At 58.7% G+C, this 15,844-nt stretch carries 16 protein-coding genes and 1 pseudogene; 2 read left to right on the top strand and 15 right to left on the bottom strand.

Annotation, left to right across the window (positions count from 1 at the left end):
- The first annotated feature begins 13 nt into the window (after positions 1-13).
- Positions 14-312: pseudogene (locus A7X77_RS34115) on the top strand (putative quinol monooxygenase).
- Between the two features lie 104 nt (positions 313-416).
- Here the strand turns inward: A7X77_RS34115 and A7X77_RS27675 are convergent.
- From A7X77_RS27675 to A7X77_RS27665, 3 genes are all read right to left on the bottom strand, one after another.
- Complete coding sequence (locus tag A7X77_RS27675) at positions 417-1,178, bottom strand: slipin family protein (RefSeq protein WP_064686040.1); 762 nt, start codon at positions 1,176-1,178, stop codon at positions 417-419.
- Positions 1,179-1,206: 28 nt separating this feature from the next.
- The gene (locus A7X77_RS27670) at positions 1,207-2,607 is read right to left on the bottom strand and encodes an NfeD family protein (protein WP_064686039.1); all 1,401 of its coding nucleotides are present in this window, start codon (positions 2,605-2,607) and stop codon (positions 1,207-1,209) included.
- Between the two features lie 123 nt (positions 2,608-2,730).
- The gene (locus A7X77_RS27665; RefSeq protein ID WP_064686038.1) at positions 2,731-3,234 is read right to left on the bottom strand and encodes a hypothetical protein; all 504 of its coding nucleotides are present in this window, start codon (positions 3,232-3,234) and stop codon (positions 2,731-2,733) included.
- Positions 3,235-3,491: 257 nt separating this feature from the next.
- Between A7X77_RS27665 and A7X77_RS27660 the strand changes: the two genes are divergently transcribed.
- On the top strand, positions 3,492-4,016 hold the full coding sequence (locus A7X77_RS27660) for a tetratricopeptide repeat protein (protein WP_064686037.1): 525 nt from the start codon (positions 3,492-3,494) through the stop codon (positions 4,014-4,016).
- A 178-nt stretch (positions 4,017-4,194) separates the two neighbouring features.
- On the opposite strand, the gene A7X77_RS27655 is transcribed toward A7X77_RS27660, so the two are convergent.
- The 12 genes from A7X77_RS27655 to A7X77_RS27600 form a co-directional block, all read right to left on the bottom strand.
- A complete protein-coding gene (locus A7X77_RS27655) occupies positions 4,195-4,764 on the bottom strand; it encodes a hypothetical protein (protein ID WP_064686036.1) in 570 nt (189 codons plus the stop codon).
- Positions 4,765-4,826: 62 nt separating this feature from the next.
- Positions 4,827-6,131 (bottom strand): hypothetical protein, encoded by a 1,305-nt coding sequence (locus tag A7X77_RS27650; RefSeq protein ID WP_064686035.1) that lies wholly within the window; start codon positions 6,129-6,131, stop codon positions 4,827-4,829.
- Between the two features lie 15 nt (positions 6,132-6,146).
- Complete coding sequence (locus A7X77_RS27645) at positions 6,147-7,091, bottom strand: type II secretion system F family protein (RefSeq protein ID WP_064686034.1); 945 nt, start codon at positions 7,089-7,091, stop codon at positions 6,147-6,149.
- A 7-nt stretch (positions 7,092-7,098) separates the two neighbouring features.
- Positions 7,099-8,052: a type II secretion system F family protein gene (locus A7X77_RS27640; RefSeq protein ID WP_064686033.1), complete on the bottom strand. Its 954-nt coding sequence runs from the start codon at positions 8,050-8,052 to the stop codon at positions 7,099-7,101.
- The gene (locus A7X77_RS27635; RefSeq protein WP_064686032.1) at positions 8,049-9,497 is read right to left on the bottom strand and encodes a CpaF family protein; all 1,449 of its coding nucleotides are present in this window, start codon (positions 9,495-9,497) and stop codon (positions 8,049-8,051) included. The genes A7X77_RS27640 and A7X77_RS27635 overlap by 4 nt, the downstream gene beginning before the upstream one ends.
- A gap of 16 nt (positions 9,498-9,513) precedes the next feature.
- The gene (locus tag A7X77_RS27630) at positions 9,514-10,086 is read right to left on the bottom strand and encodes a L,D-transpeptidase (RefSeq protein WP_064686031.1); all 573 of its coding nucleotides are present in this window, start codon (positions 10,084-10,086) and stop codon (positions 9,514-9,516) included.
- On the bottom strand, positions 10,083-11,225 hold the full coding sequence (locus A7X77_RS27625; protein WP_064686030.1) for a response regulator/pilus assembly protein: 1,143 nt from the start codon (positions 11,223-11,225) through the stop codon (positions 10,083-10,085). The genes A7X77_RS27630 and A7X77_RS27625 overlap by 4 nt, the downstream gene beginning before the upstream one ends.
- Before the next feature lie 27 nt (positions 11,226-11,252).
- On the bottom strand, positions 11,253-11,876 hold the full coding sequence (locus A7X77_RS27620) for a TadE/TadG family type IV pilus assembly protein (protein WP_064686029.1): 624 nt from the start codon (positions 11,874-11,876) through the stop codon (positions 11,253-11,255).
- A complete protein-coding gene (locus A7X77_RS27615) occupies positions 11,870-12,349 on the bottom strand; it encodes a TadE/TadG family type IV pilus assembly protein (protein WP_064686028.1) in 480 nt (159 codons plus the stop codon). Before A7X77_RS27615 ends, A7X77_RS27620 begins: the two co-directional genes overlap by 7 nt.
- A complete protein-coding gene (locus A7X77_RS27610) occupies positions 12,346-13,950 on the bottom strand; it encodes a TadE/TadG family type IV pilus assembly protein (protein ID WP_064686027.1) in 1,605 nt (534 codons plus the stop codon). Before A7X77_RS27610 ends, A7X77_RS27615 begins: the two co-directional genes overlap by 4 nt.
- A gap of 94 nt (positions 13,951-14,044) precedes the next feature.
- Positions 14,045-14,350 (bottom strand): hypothetical protein, encoded by a 306-nt coding sequence (locus A7X77_RS27605; RefSeq protein ID WP_064686026.1) that lies wholly within the window; start codon positions 14,348-14,350, stop codon positions 14,045-14,047.
- Positions 14,334-15,824: a type II and III secretion system protein family protein gene (locus tag A7X77_RS27600; protein WP_064686025.1), complete on the bottom strand. Its 1,491-nt coding sequence runs from the start codon at positions 15,822-15,824 to the stop codon at positions 14,334-14,336. The genes A7X77_RS27605 and A7X77_RS27600 overlap by 17 nt, the downstream gene beginning before the upstream one ends.
- Between the last annotated feature and the right edge of the window lie 20 nt (positions 15,825-15,844).

Genomic DNA, 15,844 nt, shown 5'->3' with positions numbered 1-15,844 from the left:
CGAGGCTTTCTCCATGTCGAATGTACCTTTGACCATCATCGCCATCGCCACTGCAAAGCCCGGTTAAGAGGCGGTCCTCGGTGCTGCACAGGAAAAGCTCGCCGCAGAGACTCTGGTTGAGGACGGCTGTCTCGTTACGAGCTCAGTCGCTCGATGATGGACGCGTTCGCATCTTTGTCGAGAGCTGGGCAAGCGAACAGCAGTGGGGCAAGCATATGCAGGGTTCCGCCATGCGGCGTTTTCATGCAAGCGGCGTGGGGTGAATACTTCGCCGGCTTCGCACTGAACCGGTTGACCAAGGTCGCTGCGTGAGTCGTCCGTTGTTCATTCTCCGTCAGATTTTCTTCCCTTTTGGGGCTAATCCATGAAATTTCTGCGCAGTCTCGCCATTGCCCTTGCACCCGGTGTCGGCATTATCACTTCGGCTTAATGGCCATCAGATTGCCCAACTCCATCGGGAAGGGAAATAAAATCGTCGAGGTCTTCTCGCTGGCGATGACGTTCAAAGTGCTCAAGTAACGAAGTTGCATCGCCTCCGGCTGCCTGGCCAGAATTTCGGCCGCTTCCAGTAGCTTCGCTGCAGCTTGCTGTTCACCCTCGGCATTGATGACCTTTGCCCGGCGTTCGCGTTCGGCTTCCGCTTGGCGGGCAATCGCACGAATCATCGACTCGTTGATGTCCACATGTTTGATCTCGACAGTGGCTACTTTAATTCCCCAAGCATCCGTCTGAGTGTCCAGGATTTCCTGAATATCCGAGTTGAGCCTGTCACGTTCTGCCAGCATTTCATCGAGGTCGTGCTTGCCGAGCACGGAGCGCAACGTCGTCTGGGCAAGCTGGCTTGTTGCCATCATGAAATCCTCGACCTGTATTGTCGACTTCTCGGGGTCAATGACCCTGAAATAGATCACCGCGCTGACACGAACCGAGACATTGTCATGTGAGATGACGTCCTGGCTTGGGACATCCAATACGCGCGTGCGCAGGTCGACGCGGATCATCTGCTGGACATAGGGGACGAGCAGAATCAAGCCCGGTCCCTTGACTCCGGTAAAGCGGCCAAGTGTGAACACGACGCCGCGTTCATATTCCCTCAGGATCTTGACTGCGGATGCGAGGATGGCAACCAAGATGACTATGGCCACCAAATAGAAGGCAAGATCTGCAAACATATCCATGACTTCTCCTCCTGCTGCCTGAGTACCGTCAAGTGTCGTTAGGACGCCTGGCGACCTCGAGCGCCAGCCCGTTGCGGCCGGTCACGCTGACAGGGTCACCAGCAACAAGGGGTTCGGCGGAAACCGCCTTCCAGCGTTCGCCATGCGCAATGACGTACCCCGTGAGCCCCGTCCAACTCTCGACTTTACCGGAAATGCCGATCATCCCCTCCGCACCGGTGGCAACCCGGTGCAAGCGCGAGGTGAATGCCAGACGAGCGACGACAAGGCTAAAGGCAAGAATCGCGACTGCAATTGCGCCCAGCAGGGGGCGTGACACTTCCAGACCTGGTATATCGGTATCAAACAAAATGGTTGCTCCGAGGATCACAGCCATCCCGCCGCCAATGCCGAAGGCGCCGAAGCTTGGCGAATGCGCCTCAGCCACAGTCAATCCCACGCCGAGAAGAACAAGCCCAAGCCCGGCAAAACTTACCGGCAGCAATGCCAGGGCATAGAGACCAAGCAGGAGACAGATGCCGCCGATCGTACCAGGAAGCATTGTGCCAGGTGCGAGAAATTCGAAGATCAGGCCGTAGATGCCGACCATCATCAGGATGATTGCGATGTTCGGATCGGTAATGACGGAAAGCAGGCGCGTGCGCCAGTCGGGCTCGAATTCCTGCACGGCCAGACCGGCGGTATCGAGCCGGACCTCCGTTTGACCGACCCGCACCATGCGCCCCTGTGCCTTTGCAAGGAGATCGTTGACGTCAACTGCCGTGAAATCGATGGCATGTTCGCGCACTGCCGCAGTGGATGAAAGGCTCGCAGCTTCGCGGACGGCACGCTCTGCCCAGTCGGCGTTGCGATTGCGCAATTCCGCCAGCCCGCGAATGTAAGCGACTGCGTCGTTAACGGCTTTTGCTTCGAGGGCATTGCGGGGCGCTTCTGGTTGCTTGCCACCAGGTTCGCTCGGCTTCTTTTCGGGTTCCTTATCGCCAAAAGGCTTTACGCCGAGCGCGATTGGTGTCGCCGCACCTAAATTGGTCCCGGGTGCCATTACCGCAATGTGGCTTGCGTAGAGAATATAGGTGCCGGCGCTGGCAGCCCGTGCCCCGCTTGGCGCGACGAAGCTCGCGACAGGCACCGGCGAGGCAAGGATCGCGCGAATGATTTCACGCATGGAGCTGTCAAGGCCACCTGGTGTGTCCATTTGCAGAATGACCATGACCGCTCCACGTTCGCCAGCACGCTGAATGCCTCGTTTTACGTAGTCGGCTATTGCGGGCCCAATGGCGCCGGTTACCTTGAGAACGACGGACGCGCGGTCAGACGCCGAAGGTGCGACGAAGCCCCATGCTGAGAGCAGCAAAAACAACAAAGTGAAGATTGGCGGTTGCCATCGCCAACACCTTAATCCCCGCGTGACAATCTGCGGAACGTACATGATATTTAATATATGTCGGAAATTACAAAGAAAAAGAAAGAGGCGTCTCATGCTTACGAATAAGAGAAGAACGCCGAGACTCTACCGATTGTTATCGAGCCGGGTCGGTTCGACCCCTTTCTATCAGGCGGACATTGTGCGCTTGATGATTCTCACATGGCAGCAGATGCAGGCCGAAAACACGGATATAAAAAGGAAGGTCCCGAGCGGTGAGGAGGATAGCGGCAGGAACGACCAGTCGCCCCGCTGAAATTGAGGCAGCGTAAAATCCGAAAGGCCGGCCTGCGCAACTGCTGCCCGCCCCATGGTCAGACCGGTTGCGATCAGCGCGATATGGGCATGGATGAATCCAGACCGGTGGTGTCGCTGCGGCTGCAAGGCCACTCGAATCCCGAAAATCGCTGCAAGTGTCAGCAGGGCCATGGCGCTCCAAATTCCAATGCCCGGTACCGCCAAAAGCAGATAGATCGGCTCGCGCATGACAGGAAGAATAGTCATATGCAGCCACCAGGCGGAGGCGCTTGAGGGGAAGCTTTCCAAGAGCAGCATGCTGAGAACGAAGATCGATGCTGTCGCGTAAGCCAGGGATGGCCCAAGTCGCATCATCGTGAAAATAGCGATCCGCATAGGGCGTACCATCCTCTGACCTGACGAAAAGGGTAGGCGACGTGGATTAATTTTCTACTCTGAGAATCACCGGGCACGTGATACCAACTTTGGATAGTTGGCGTGTATCACCTTTACGCGTTCCGGCGAAGACCGCATCTGTCGTTTTTTTGCGACTATTTGCTCAAATTCTGGAGTTGTTAGCTTTTTTTTACGATGATTTTCGGTGAGCGCATCCGAATCTCAGGTAAAGAATGTCTGATGGGGGATCAAGTTGAATGTTGCAGATCAGAGCTGGAACTAAATGCATTGCGTTTTTGATAGCGACTGGAGCAATTTTGGCTGGTTGCCAGTCATCCGGCGTTGATGGTCTGGCTGCCTATGGCGATGGTGCAAAGACCCTTGAGGATGACTCGGCCGTCGCCTTCTACAAGAACGACGAGTTGATAACCAACGGGAAACTGCAGTTTCAGGAAAAGAACTACGGAAAATCCTACGCCATTTACAAGCGAGCGGTTGACGTTTTTCCGGAGGATCCGGCCGCCTGGCTCGGTTTGGCAGCCTCGGCCGACATGGTTGCCCGCTTCGACACGTCCGACCGCGCCTACCAGCAGCTTTCGCGAATGATCGGCAACACCCCGGTCTACTACAACAATATCGGATATTCTCACCTTTTACGCGGTGACTTGCGCACCGCTAGGCGGTATTTCCTGAAAGCCTACGAGCTTGATCCCGGGAACGAAGTCACTGCCCGTAATCTCGAATTGATGAAGAACAGCGTGAATCACCCTCAGCGGGGATAGCCTTCGGCGATTTGGCAATCTGCATCAAGCCAATACATGTCGCCCGGAAGTGTGCAGCGGTTCCGGGACAAAGACATGCATAAAAACAAAGAGCTTTAAGGACGCCGTTGCCGCATTTCGAGCATCGGCGGCGGGCGGCGATCACCGATTGCTTTGGAGATTTCACTGAAGCCGGAGTCTACCGTGCCTTCCGAAGGATGAGCTGACCTTCCGGCGAGAGTGTGCGTTCGTAACGCGGCAGATTATTGACTGCAATGCCCTCGGCTTGGATGGACGCAAGAGTGCTGTCTGGATTTTGAGTCTCAGCTGGCACTGCGTGGGGTGCGAAAAATTGTGCTGGTTCCTTGCCGGGTGCGCTCAGGACCAAAGCCGACCCCATGCGCATACCGCCTATGTCGTTGCGCATCCGTTCATTCGTTGAAAGTACCGCCTTTTGCAGGCTTTCCATTTCCTGACGGATAGCGGCGAGTTCGTCGGCCTTGGCGTTGCCCGCGATCTTGTCCGACTGCTTTTCCATTTGTCCCCTCAGGCCATCGATGGACCTTTTAAGGGCGGCGATGGTCTCGCGGCTCTCGCGAACATCCGCTGAGTTTTTGGCCGTGTAGATGAGAACGCCAGCATTCACAGGCAAGAGCATGAGCAGCAGACCGACGAGCAGCGGGTTTCTGGAGGTTCTCGGCTCAATTGCGCGCGTATTACTCGGTCTCGCGTCGCCTGCTTCGCCTTCGATGCTAGGGATGCTGGTCATGCGTTTATTCCCCCGTAAGTCGTTAACTGGATCCATTCAGGCACCGTGCGCCAATCCCGCAATCATTCCGATGTGAATACACCTTCCCAGGCCCGTTCGAGCATGTCGAGCGAGGCGATTCTCGCTATGCCGTTGAACTCGCAGTAAGAACCGACGAAATCCAAAAGATACTTCGGATGATAGCAAGACGCTAGCACATCGTCTTTGTACTTGCGATCGTAGAACAGGTAGAGGTCGGGATCACAGACCGCCAATCCGGTGCCGCTCGCGTACGATTTGAAAATTCTGATATATTCGTCGCGCGACGGAGTGTTCACAAAGATCTTGTACTTGAGGCGCCGCAGGCCGGCCTCGTCGGAAAGGTCCTTCGGTGCAATATTCGTCGAAAATACGACCAGCTCGTCAAAGGGAACCTGGAACTTCTTGCCGGTGTGCAGCGTCAGGAAGTCATAGCCGCGCTCGAGCGGCACAATCCAGCGATTGATCAGCGCCTGCGGCGCCACCTGTTGGCGCCCGAAGTCGTCGATGATGAAAACGCCGCCGGACGCCTTCAGGTGTATCGGCGCTTCATAGACGTTCGGTCCCGCGTTGAACGTGAGATCGAGCTGATCGAGGGTCAATTCCCCGCCGGTCTTGATCACCGGACGGCGGCATTCGATCCATCGTTGATCGCCTTTGGGACGGGATTCTGTGCCAGCCTCCGATACGGGGTGATGCACTGCCTCATCATAGAAGCTGATGACATGGCCGCCGACCTCGATGGCATAGGGCACCCAGATGGTTTGGCGAAACAGGTGCGACGTCCGCTCGGCGATGCTCGTCTTTCCGTTGCCGGGTGGCCCGTAAAGCAGGATCGAGCGCCCGGAGTTCAGGGCCGGGCCGAGCTTTTCGACAAGCGCGTCCGAGAGTACAAGCCCGTCAAGGCTCTCGGTCAGCCGCTCCGGGGTCACGCGCTCGGAATGGATGGACTGCAAGTCGATTTGTCGGCAGAAGGCGTCCAGCGACACCGGCGCCGGTCCGACATATTGGCATTGACGCGACGCCGCATGGGCATATTCGAACCCCTTCATCGACAGCGCATATCGAACATCGGATCTCACATCCTCACCGGCCAAGCCGCGAGCCTCGAGGTATGCGAGTTTCACGAGTTCCTTGATCAGGATATTGACGATCACCTTCGGCAGCTTCATCCGGTCAGCCAGATGAGATGCCGTGGTTGTATCCTGCTCGGCCGCACATTTTGACGCCAGCCGAAGAAGGAACGACGGATCCAGTCCCGCCTGTTCGATGCTTGCCGGCGCCATCGGCATACGCGGATCGAGGGAAATGATATCATCGTTACGATGCTGTTCGAGCGAATACTGCATACGACCTCGCTTGGCTCAACCGCCGGGTTTCATTCCGATGAGAAGACTGACGACACGGATAACAATGGGAACGAGAACGATGATGAGGCTTACCGGAAATAGGAACGCGCCGAGCGGCAGCAGCATTTTGACCGGCAGGGCGTTCGCCTTTTCCTCTGCGCGAACAATACGCAGGTCGCGCATTTCCTTGCTGTAGACCCGCAGCGTCTGGGTTACGCTTGTCCCGAGTTCCTCCGATTGGCGGAACAGAACGGAAAGGGCCCGGGCCTCGTCAATCCTCAGGCGGGTGGCAAGGTTGGCGAGCGCCTCGCGCAATCGCCGGCCGCCCCGTACTTCCAGCATCATGATCGACAGATGCAGGCCGAAATCCTGCTGCTTGTCGACGAATTCCCGGGCAACACGGTTCGCCGCCGCCTCGATGCTCATCCCCGCATCGAGGCAGACGATCAGCATATCCATGAAATCGGGAAAGAGGCGCCGGTATTCCCTCTCCTTGGCGGCGCCACGCCGGTCGATATAGATGTTGACCAGAATGAAGGTCATGCCCGCAGCAAACATGGCAACGATCAGGGTCGCCATCCGCGACATATCCGGCGCGACCCGGTTCAGGGCCCAGACCGCGGCGACGAGCACGCTGATACAGACCGCCGCGCGAACCACCTGGAAGGTGGTCACGGCGCCGGCAGCGAAATACCCCGCCCGAATCAGCCGGTTCTGGGTGGAGTTCGCATTCGTGTCACGTCGCGTAATTTCGAAATAGCGACGGATCAGGCGGTTTTCCGCCTCGCCGAGATCGGCAATCGTCGTATCGCCAAGGTGGAATTCCTCGCCGGTCGCCGCCGAGCTCTTCGATACCCGGACCGAGACCTCGCGCTGTCGAAAAAACAATTCCGAGGCTGCTGCCGTAAAGATCAGCACTGCAAAGAAGACGATGAGGTAGATTCCGTACTCAATCGACATGACCGCCTCAGTACTCGAAGTTGACCATCTTGTAGAGAATGACATTCCCGATCGCCATGATGGCCAGCAAAACGCACACCACGGCGGCTCCGTGGCCGCTATCCCAGACAGGATCGAAGTAGGTCGGCGACAACGCCTTGATCATCGCGTAGAGCAGAAACGGATAGACCGACATGAAGATCGCCGTGATGCGTCCTTCCGAGGAAATTGCCCTAACCTTTGCCCTGAGCATCGTCCGGTCCCGCAGCGTCTTCGAAAGGTTCTGCAAGATTTCCACCAGATTTCCGCCGGTTCCCGCCTGTACGCTCAGGGATATTGCAAGCAGGTTCAGATCCTCGACGCCGACCCGGTCCGCCAAGTTGACAAGCGCATCATCCAGCGTCACGCCGTAGGTGAGTTCATCCGAGAGGAGGCCGAACTCGGTGCCGATCGGATCAGGCATCTCGCGTCCCACCAAAGCAATCGCCGCCGGCAGCGGGTGGCCGGCGGCCAGGCTGCGGTTGGCGACATCGAGGGCTTCAGGAAGCTTCAGTTCGAATTTTTTCATGCGGCGCGCCCGGGCGCGCCAGACGACGAGTGCAGGGATGAGGAGGCAGATCAGGAGAAAGACGGGTACTCTAAACAGAGTGCTGGGCACGAGAAACTGAACGACCAGCCACGTCAAGAGTGCGCCCGCGATTGTGTAGAGAGCAAATCGCCTGGAATCGAATTTGATTCCCGACTGGGCGTAGAATTGCAGCAGTCGCTGCATCGCTGCGATTTGCCGCCAACTGCCGGCAACACCGCGCTCCTTGAGCATATCGCTATAAGTCTTGCGATGATCATCGCTGACCTCGAGCAAGCTCAGCCGATGGTTCACAGCGCGGTGGCGTTCGGATGTCTTGAAGTAGCTGCGCATGATCGCTTCGACAGCAACAAGGGCAGCGGTGAAAATTGCGGCGTAAACGAGAGTGAGGATCATTGAACAGGTCCCGTTTGCAGCGGTTTACCCGGATCAAAAATCGCCACGGGGATCTCGATCCCGAGTTCGGCAAATTCCTCGACAAACCGCGGCCGGATGCCGGTGGCGCGGAATTCTCCATGGATCCGCCCGCCTTCATCGGTGCCGATTTTCTTGAATTTCATAATCTCCTGCATCTGCACGACTTCGCCCTCCATCCCGGTGATCTCGGAAATCGAGACAACTTTGCGGCTGCCGTCGCTCAGGCGCTGGACCTGCACGATAACGGTGATGGCGGACGAGATCTGCGAGCGAATGCTCAACTGCGACATCGGCATCCCGGCCATGCCGACCATCTGCTCAAGCCGACCGACAGCGTCGCGGGGCGTGTTGGCGTGAATCGTTGTCATCGACCCCTCGTGACCGGTATTCATCGCCTGCAACATGTCGAACGCCTCGTCGCCGCGGACTTCGCCGACGATGATGCGGTCAGGCCGCATGCGCAGGGCGTTTTTCAAAAGTTCGCGTTGCCGGATCTCGTTGCGTCCGTCGAGCGTCGGCGGGCGGGTCTCCAAACGCCCGACATGGGGCTGCTGCAGTTGAAGCTCGGCCGCATCTTCGATGGTGATCAGCCGCTCCTTCGGAGAAATCTGCGACGAAAGGGCATTGAGCAAGGTGGTCTTGCCAGAACCGGTGCCGCCTGAAATCACCATGGACACCTTGCCCTTGACCGCGGCGCTAAGAAGGATGCGCATCGCATCGGCCATGGCGCCATATTGCACGAGGCGCTCCAGTGTCAGCGGCTTGCGGGTAAATTTACGAATGGAAACAAGCGGTCCATCGACCGAGATCGGCCTGATGGCGACGTTGACACGTGAGCCATCCTTCAGTCGCGCGTCAACCATCGGCGTTGACTCGTCGACGCGGCGGCCGACCGCCGAGACGATCTTGTTGATCACCCGAAGCAGATGGTCCTCGTCTTTGAACCGCACGGCGGTGCTCTCGAGCTTGCCGCTCCGCTCGACATAAACGCTGTTGTAGCCGTTGATGAGAATATCTGCGATGGTGTCGTCGGCCAGCAGCGGCTCGATCGGTCCCAGCCCGAGCATCTCGTCGGTGATATCGCGGATCAGATCATTGATTTCCTTGGCATTCAGCGGAAAGTTGTTATTCCGGATATAGTCCTTGACCAATGGCCGGATTTCGGTGGCGATCTCCTCGTTGTCGAGCGTGTCGAGGATCCCGAGGTTGATGCGATCGAGCAGGTAGCGGTGCAGATTGACCCGCTCGGAAACCATGTCGGCCCCGAGCGATGCCTCTTCACCAGTGGCCGTGGGGCTGTCAGGGGCCGGCTGGGCGGGCATATTCTGAACAGCGCCGACGAGAGCCAGTTCGGCCGCCTCCTGACGTTTCGGGCTCTCAGGCTCCTGCTGCTTGTAGAAACGCCCTATGATGCCGTTCGCCATGCTTCCCACTCCTGTACTATTTTACAATGACCGTGGAACCGACTTTCACCCTCTCATAGAGATCGATGACGTCGGCATTGCTCATGCGAAAACAGCCCGATGACGCAAAACCGCCGACCGTCGACTGCTCGTTCGTTCCATGAATGCGGTAGAGCGTGTCGGTCCTGTCCTTGTAGAGGTAGATCCCGCGAGCGCCCAAAGGATTAAGCGGCCCGGCGGGCACCAGGTCCGGAAGTCCGGCTGAGCGGGCCTTCATCTCGGCAGGCGGGCGCCAGTCAGGCCACTCAGCCTTGCGTCCAACCTTGACGGTACCGCTCCAGCGAAATCCGTCTCGTCCGACGCCGATTTTGTAGCGGATCGCGCGTCCTTGGGAGATGACGAGATCCAGCGTGCGGTTGGCGGTGACGATGACGATTGTCCCAGCCGCGTAGTTCTTTTCGATCGCCACCACGGCACTTGTCGCCGGCCCAAGGCTTCGTGGCACAAGCCCGGTTGCTGCGGCATCCCCGGCGGCGGCCAGAAGTGCCAAAACCACAAGGCTGACATGGGCGGCGCGGGACCTTATGCGCCCACTGACGACCGCCTTCATCGCACCAGTGCTCCGAGTTTGCCGACCGCGGTGCAGAAGCGCGCCCGGGAATTCACTTGAAATGGCAGCACGCCGCGGTTGGCCGCCTCGCTCAAGGTATCCCAGTCATCCCCAATGATATGCGTCGGGATATCCTTGAATATCCTTTCTGTTTGTTGTCGGCGCACGCCGAGGCCGAAGAGCTTGGCGCGGTATTTGTTGATCACGATGAATATCTGATCCGAACTGCCTCGCAGCCGTACCAGATTGGCAAACAAATCCTTGGCTTGAGAGAGCGCGGGAACCGTCATCTCGGTGACGATGCAGATGCTGTTGACCGAAGTGAGCACGTCGTATTTCCACGGCGTATCATAATAGGGAATGTCGATGATCGTGTGGTCGCTCTCGAAGGCGGCCACGTCGAGCATACGCAGCACGAGTTCACCGCCCTTCGGCGCCAGAAGGACGGATGGCTGCTTGAAGGACAGCAGTGAAAAGCCCCCGGAATGACGCTTTCTGACCAGATCGATGAATTCCAGATCGACCCGGGAAGGATTGGCGATGACCGGTTTCAAGTCATAGTCGTTGACAAGGTTGAGATAGTAGCCGAGCGTCCCGGCGCAAAAATCCGTGTCGAACAAGTCTACCCGCGGCGTGGAATTCTTGGTCGGCTGGGCCAGCACATGCGCAAGCGATGAGGCGATCATGCTGGCGCCGGCGCCACCGACAGCTGAGACCACGGCATGCACCCGGCTGTCGCTCGCCCCGGTGCCTGGCGCATGGGTGGAAATCATGTCGATCAGTGCGCGGCGCTCGAGCGGCTTCTTCAGCCAGTCATTGCCGTTCAGGCGGAAGAGCAGCCGCAGCATGTCGTCCGGCAGATCTTCGGAAACGACGACGAGCGGGATATCCCGGTAGCTGGTGCGAAACGCGAAGAGCTCCGGACGCTGCAGCAATTCGCCATTGTCGACGTCGAGAACGATCAGATCGAACTGCGTCGGATCGAACTTGCCCTTTTCTCCGAGCGCCTTTAGTGCCAGATGGCGGACATCGTAACGCGAAAGCGACCCGAACGTATCGAGCATGAAGCTCGCTGCGGCCGCGTCGTCCGAGAGGACCAGGATCTTGGTGGATGCGGCAATGTTCATGTGAGCTGTCATTTTCGCTTTCCTACGCGTAACAAGGGGTCAGCAGGTTGAACAGGTCTTCAGGTCTTCCGTCGTGATCGTCACTGGATGGGCCGGGATGGTGACGTCGTTCAGTCCCAACAGCCCGCCGAGGATCGGCAGATCGAAGGTGATGTCGCGCACCTCCAGCCGCATCGTCAGCACAGGCCCGTCCGGCCGTCCCCAATAGCCGAGCCCAGATCGCTGATAGGTGACCATCAGGTTCTGCGGCTGGATGCGCCAGTTGAGATCGCAAACGCCGGGGTACGGATCAGTTCCTGCTTGGCAAAGGCCGTCGCTTCCCCGAACAATCCGGTTCAACGCCACCGTGCAATTCGCAAGGGCCGGTCCGCAGGTCGAGGATATTGTTGCATCGTTTGGCGCCGCTTTGCCGTTGTTGAGTGGATCGGCAGCTTCGATCGGGAAAACGGCATCGAAATTCGTTGTCAGCGGATCGGATACAGCCGCCAAACGGGCACCATATTGCAGAGCCTTGACCGTCTGGTTCCACTGCGACATGGCATAGCCGAACTCGATGAAGGCTGCGAATACCAGCATGACGATCGGAAAGGTCAGCAAGGCTTCGACGAGGCTGGCGCCACTGCTATCCTGCCAGAATGACTTGATTGCCCTAGAGATCACCATCCGATGTATCTCTCCTCATGGAAGGAACTAATGGTGATGGCATCGATTCCCAGAAAGCCGAACACCGGCGATGTCTGGTAGAGATGAGCAGTCGAAAGGGTGATGTTGCCGTCCGCATCCGGTGCAGTGATGGTGATGTCGGCAGGATCCTTCCACTCGGGGACGCGGGGTTTAGCGTCTGCCGCGGGTGTTTGTGTTCCGTAAAAGGCGATCGTCTTCGCAGTCGCCTGATTACATGTCGGCACATAAGTTCCCGACACCGGTCGGCATCGCGAGAGGTAACGCCCGGCATCGCGCAAGCCCGCGTCGATCTGCATGCGCTGCCAGAAGATGCTGCCAAACTCTAGTATCCCCGCCGCAAAGAGCGTCACAAAGGGGATTGCGAGCAGCGCTTCGGCAAGCACTGCGCCTTCCTCCCGCCGCCAGAAGCCGAGGCAAAGCTGATGCCGGATAAAATTGCGAAGCGCCATCATCTGACCAGCTCCGCTTCTTCCCGCAGGAATTCGTCCAGCGTACCGCGGCCACCCTTGCCGGTAATGTCGATCATCTCCAGGGAAAGGTATCGTTCGCTGGCAGCCTTTATCGCCGGCTTGGTCAGGAACATGCGCGCGAAGGCCACGGCGCGCGTGGCCTTGTGACCGTTCAGATGGCCGACCGAGGCTTCATAGCCGCAATTGACAATGGCTGAGAAGATCTCGCGGCGGTCACCGAATTCGGCCGCAGTATAGTTCGAAAGATCCGGGCCGCTATAGCACTGGCCGCCCGTTGCCGGTGTTCCGATCTCACCATTGGCCGAGGCATGGCTGATGAGGGACGGGGTTGCAAGCTCGTAACGATAAACATCGTAGGCGGAGGGTTGGCTCGGTGTTCCGGTCGCCTGCGGGGGATAACTGGAGTAGTTGCTGAGAACCGTGCTCACCGAGGGCACAGCCGTTCCCTGCGCGACATTCCAATAGGTGTTGTACTGCCAATTGTTGGCGCTGCTGATCTTGCCGCCACCAAGCGACGTCATGGCCGCTCCGTAGCCTAGCGGCAGAGCCTTGGTCGCATCGCCGACAACATCTCCGACCATGACTGGATCATAGCCATCGCAGCTGTTCTTTCCCTTGCCGCTGATCGACTGAGCGGAGCGCACGTTTTGCGCAGGCCGGTAACGATAATCGCCGTTCGCCTTGTTGAACGATGAGGAGTAAAAGCCGAAGCGCGTATTCACGCCGTCCTCGACAGGTCCCGCTTTTGCGCCGGTTTCCGTATCGAGGCTGTCCTGTGTGTAGCAGGTACCGGGATTGCCGGTGGCAAGAGCCTCCGCCAGCACGGACGCGCCATTGCCCAAGGGGGTCCGCAGGAACCCGAAATTGCCGGGACCGGGATTGGACGCCGCGGTGCTGTGAAGCTCGATCTGTCGCCCGTAGAGATTGCCGGCCGCAAAATTGGTGTGCAAGGCCGTCGCTGCATCTTCGCTGGCGCTTTCACTCGTGTTCCCCGCTGGCTCGAACGGATTGCAGATAAAGATCGGCGTCACGTCGCAGGCGCTGGCGTGGTAGACCGCCACGGCGTCGGCAGCGACGTTGATCGTATTGCGGGTGAAGCCGACCGGGATCGGAAAGATCGTCTGCATCGCCTGCGGCTTGGCGATGACCCAGGCATAGGAGGCTTCGCTGGCCACCGTCGTCTCCATCGAAGACGGGATGGGCGTATCGTCGTTGGCAGGGATATCCTTCAGAAAAAGCACGTTGACCGTGCTCCCGGCATCGTTGCCGGCGTCATAGGTCACTGATATGTGCGAGCCAAGCGACATGCCGGTCCCGCCCGCGGAGAAAGCCGCGCTATTGGCGATTTTCTCGATCGCTGTCTGCGCCCGGGTAATCGCATCATCGCGACCATCAAGTTCACGGGCTCCGGCCAGCGCCATCGCATCGACCGCGTTCTGAAGATCGGTATGCAGGTTGCTGCTGCGTCCGACGTCGATGATCAGCAGCGAAAAGCCGAGGAGCATTGGCATGGCGATGAGCGTCAAGGCGATGACATAGCCACGATGATCGTTCCAGAACCGTCTGACAATCCTGCTCAGCATTGGCATACCCCCATCACGGCGCTATTGCCGTGACGACCCCCGTTTCGTGCATTTTCCCCTTCGGCGCGCTGCCGCCGTTCACGCCTTTCGCCAGCTACTGGCTGACGGTCGCCCCGTTGGACGCCCCATTAGCCCCCGCGGCCGGCGACGGCTGAACAACGCCAACCCCGCCGTTCTGATACTGAGTGACCACCCTGCGGATCAGCTTGCCGTCGCTTGCGATTCGGGTTCGCTGGGCTTCCGGCGGGAACGGGTCCTCGATATGGATGGCCTTGTTTGCTTCCACTGCATTGCCGACCCCGAAGGTGATCGAGTCGCGATTGTTCATGTAGTCGGCGCAGCCGGAAGCGAGGCCGGCGGCTGCAAGGACGAGAAGGACCCGCTTAGCGTTTTGTAACAACGACTTTGCCTCCCTGGTTCAGGTCGAGACGATGGCCGTAAGGCCCAGTCACACCTACGCCATTGCGAAAGCGTCGGAGCATGTCCTTGTCGACTTCCATGACACCGAGCGCGAAAAGCTCGACGTCGTTGGACGAACGCGTCTGATCGAGCGGACTGTAGAGATCCTCTCCCGGGCGGGCCGGTCGCACAATGTGCGGGGTGACGACGATAACGAGGTCGGATTCCCTCTTCTGGAAACTCGTCGAACGGAACAGTGCGCCGAGGATCGGTATCTGCCCGAGGCCCGGCATTTGCTGGATGTCCTTGGCATTGATCGACTGCAGCAGGCCCGCCATGGCAAAGCTCTGGCCGTCGCGAAGCGCGACCGTGGTGCTGGCAGCGCGCGAGATGAAACCCGGATTGCCGTTGACGTTGATCGACGGATCGAGCTCGGAAACTTCAGGCTCGATCTCCAGATTGATGACGCCGTCGTCGAGCACGACCGGCTTGAAGGTCAGCCGCACACCGAAGGGGCGATAGTCCGTCTCGGTGGCCACCGTCGAGCCGTTATTCGTCGTCTTGAGGATCGGCACTTCACCACCGGCATGGAAGCTGGCGGTCGAGCCGCTCATGGCGATCAGGTTCGGCTGAGCCAGACGGCGCACCAACCCCTTCTGCTCGAGCGCGTTGATGACCACGTCGATGTGGCCGCCCGAGATTTCCAGCACCTTGGCGATCAACTGGCCGAAGGGCAGCATACCTGTTGCCGCGCCCTTGGGATCAAGGAGGGTACGGGCCAAGTTGCCGTCATCGTTCACGGTGATGCCCTGGCTGGTCGTTGCCTTGCCGATACGATTGTTGTTGCCGTACCCGGACCACCCAATCCCGAGGTCACGACCCGTCTGGCGCGAGGCTTCGATGATCCGGACCTCGAGCATCACCTGCTGGCTGTCACTGACGCGCAACTGGTTCAGCACCGGCTGGTCGGAATAGGACTGGGCGATTTCCAGCACCCGCTGCAATTCAATGCCGTCCCGGACCACGCCCACCAGGCGAATGCGATCGTTGGAGTTGACCACCCTGACCCGGGCCGAAGGCGCTGCTGAGCGAATGGCGGAGGCGACTTCGCTGAAATCGCTGGCGACGCGGATGTCGATGACGCCGAGGAGCGACTTGTCGTCGCCATAGACCGAGATATTGGTGGCGCCGTTCTTCTTGCCGCGGATGAACAGCGACCGGTCGGAAAGCGGCACCACGTCGATCATGTCGGCGCTGCCGATGACGAGATCGCCGAAGGGCTGGCCGGTATTGAGCGTCAGCGTCTCGTTCGGAGGCAACGTCACATGCTGGACCGATTTGCCGAGCGTGACGGACTTTTCCTGTGCGCTGGCGGAGCCCGCAAATCCAGGCCCTAAACACACACAGGCCGAAAACACTGCCGCTAGTGCCGCAAGGCTTTTCGTCCTTGCGATGCTTCTCTTGCCATTCGCCATGCCTGCTTTAGCCCCCTCAT

The sequence above is a fragment of the Rhizobium bangladeshense genome (assembly GCF_001662075.1).
GTDB lineage: Bacteria > Pseudomonadota > Alphaproteobacteria > Rhizobiales > Rhizobiaceae > Rhizobium > Rhizobium bangladeshense_B.
The sequence above is the reverse complement of the archived record's forward strand: the minus strand, read 5'-3'. Positions and strand labels throughout refer to the sequence as shown.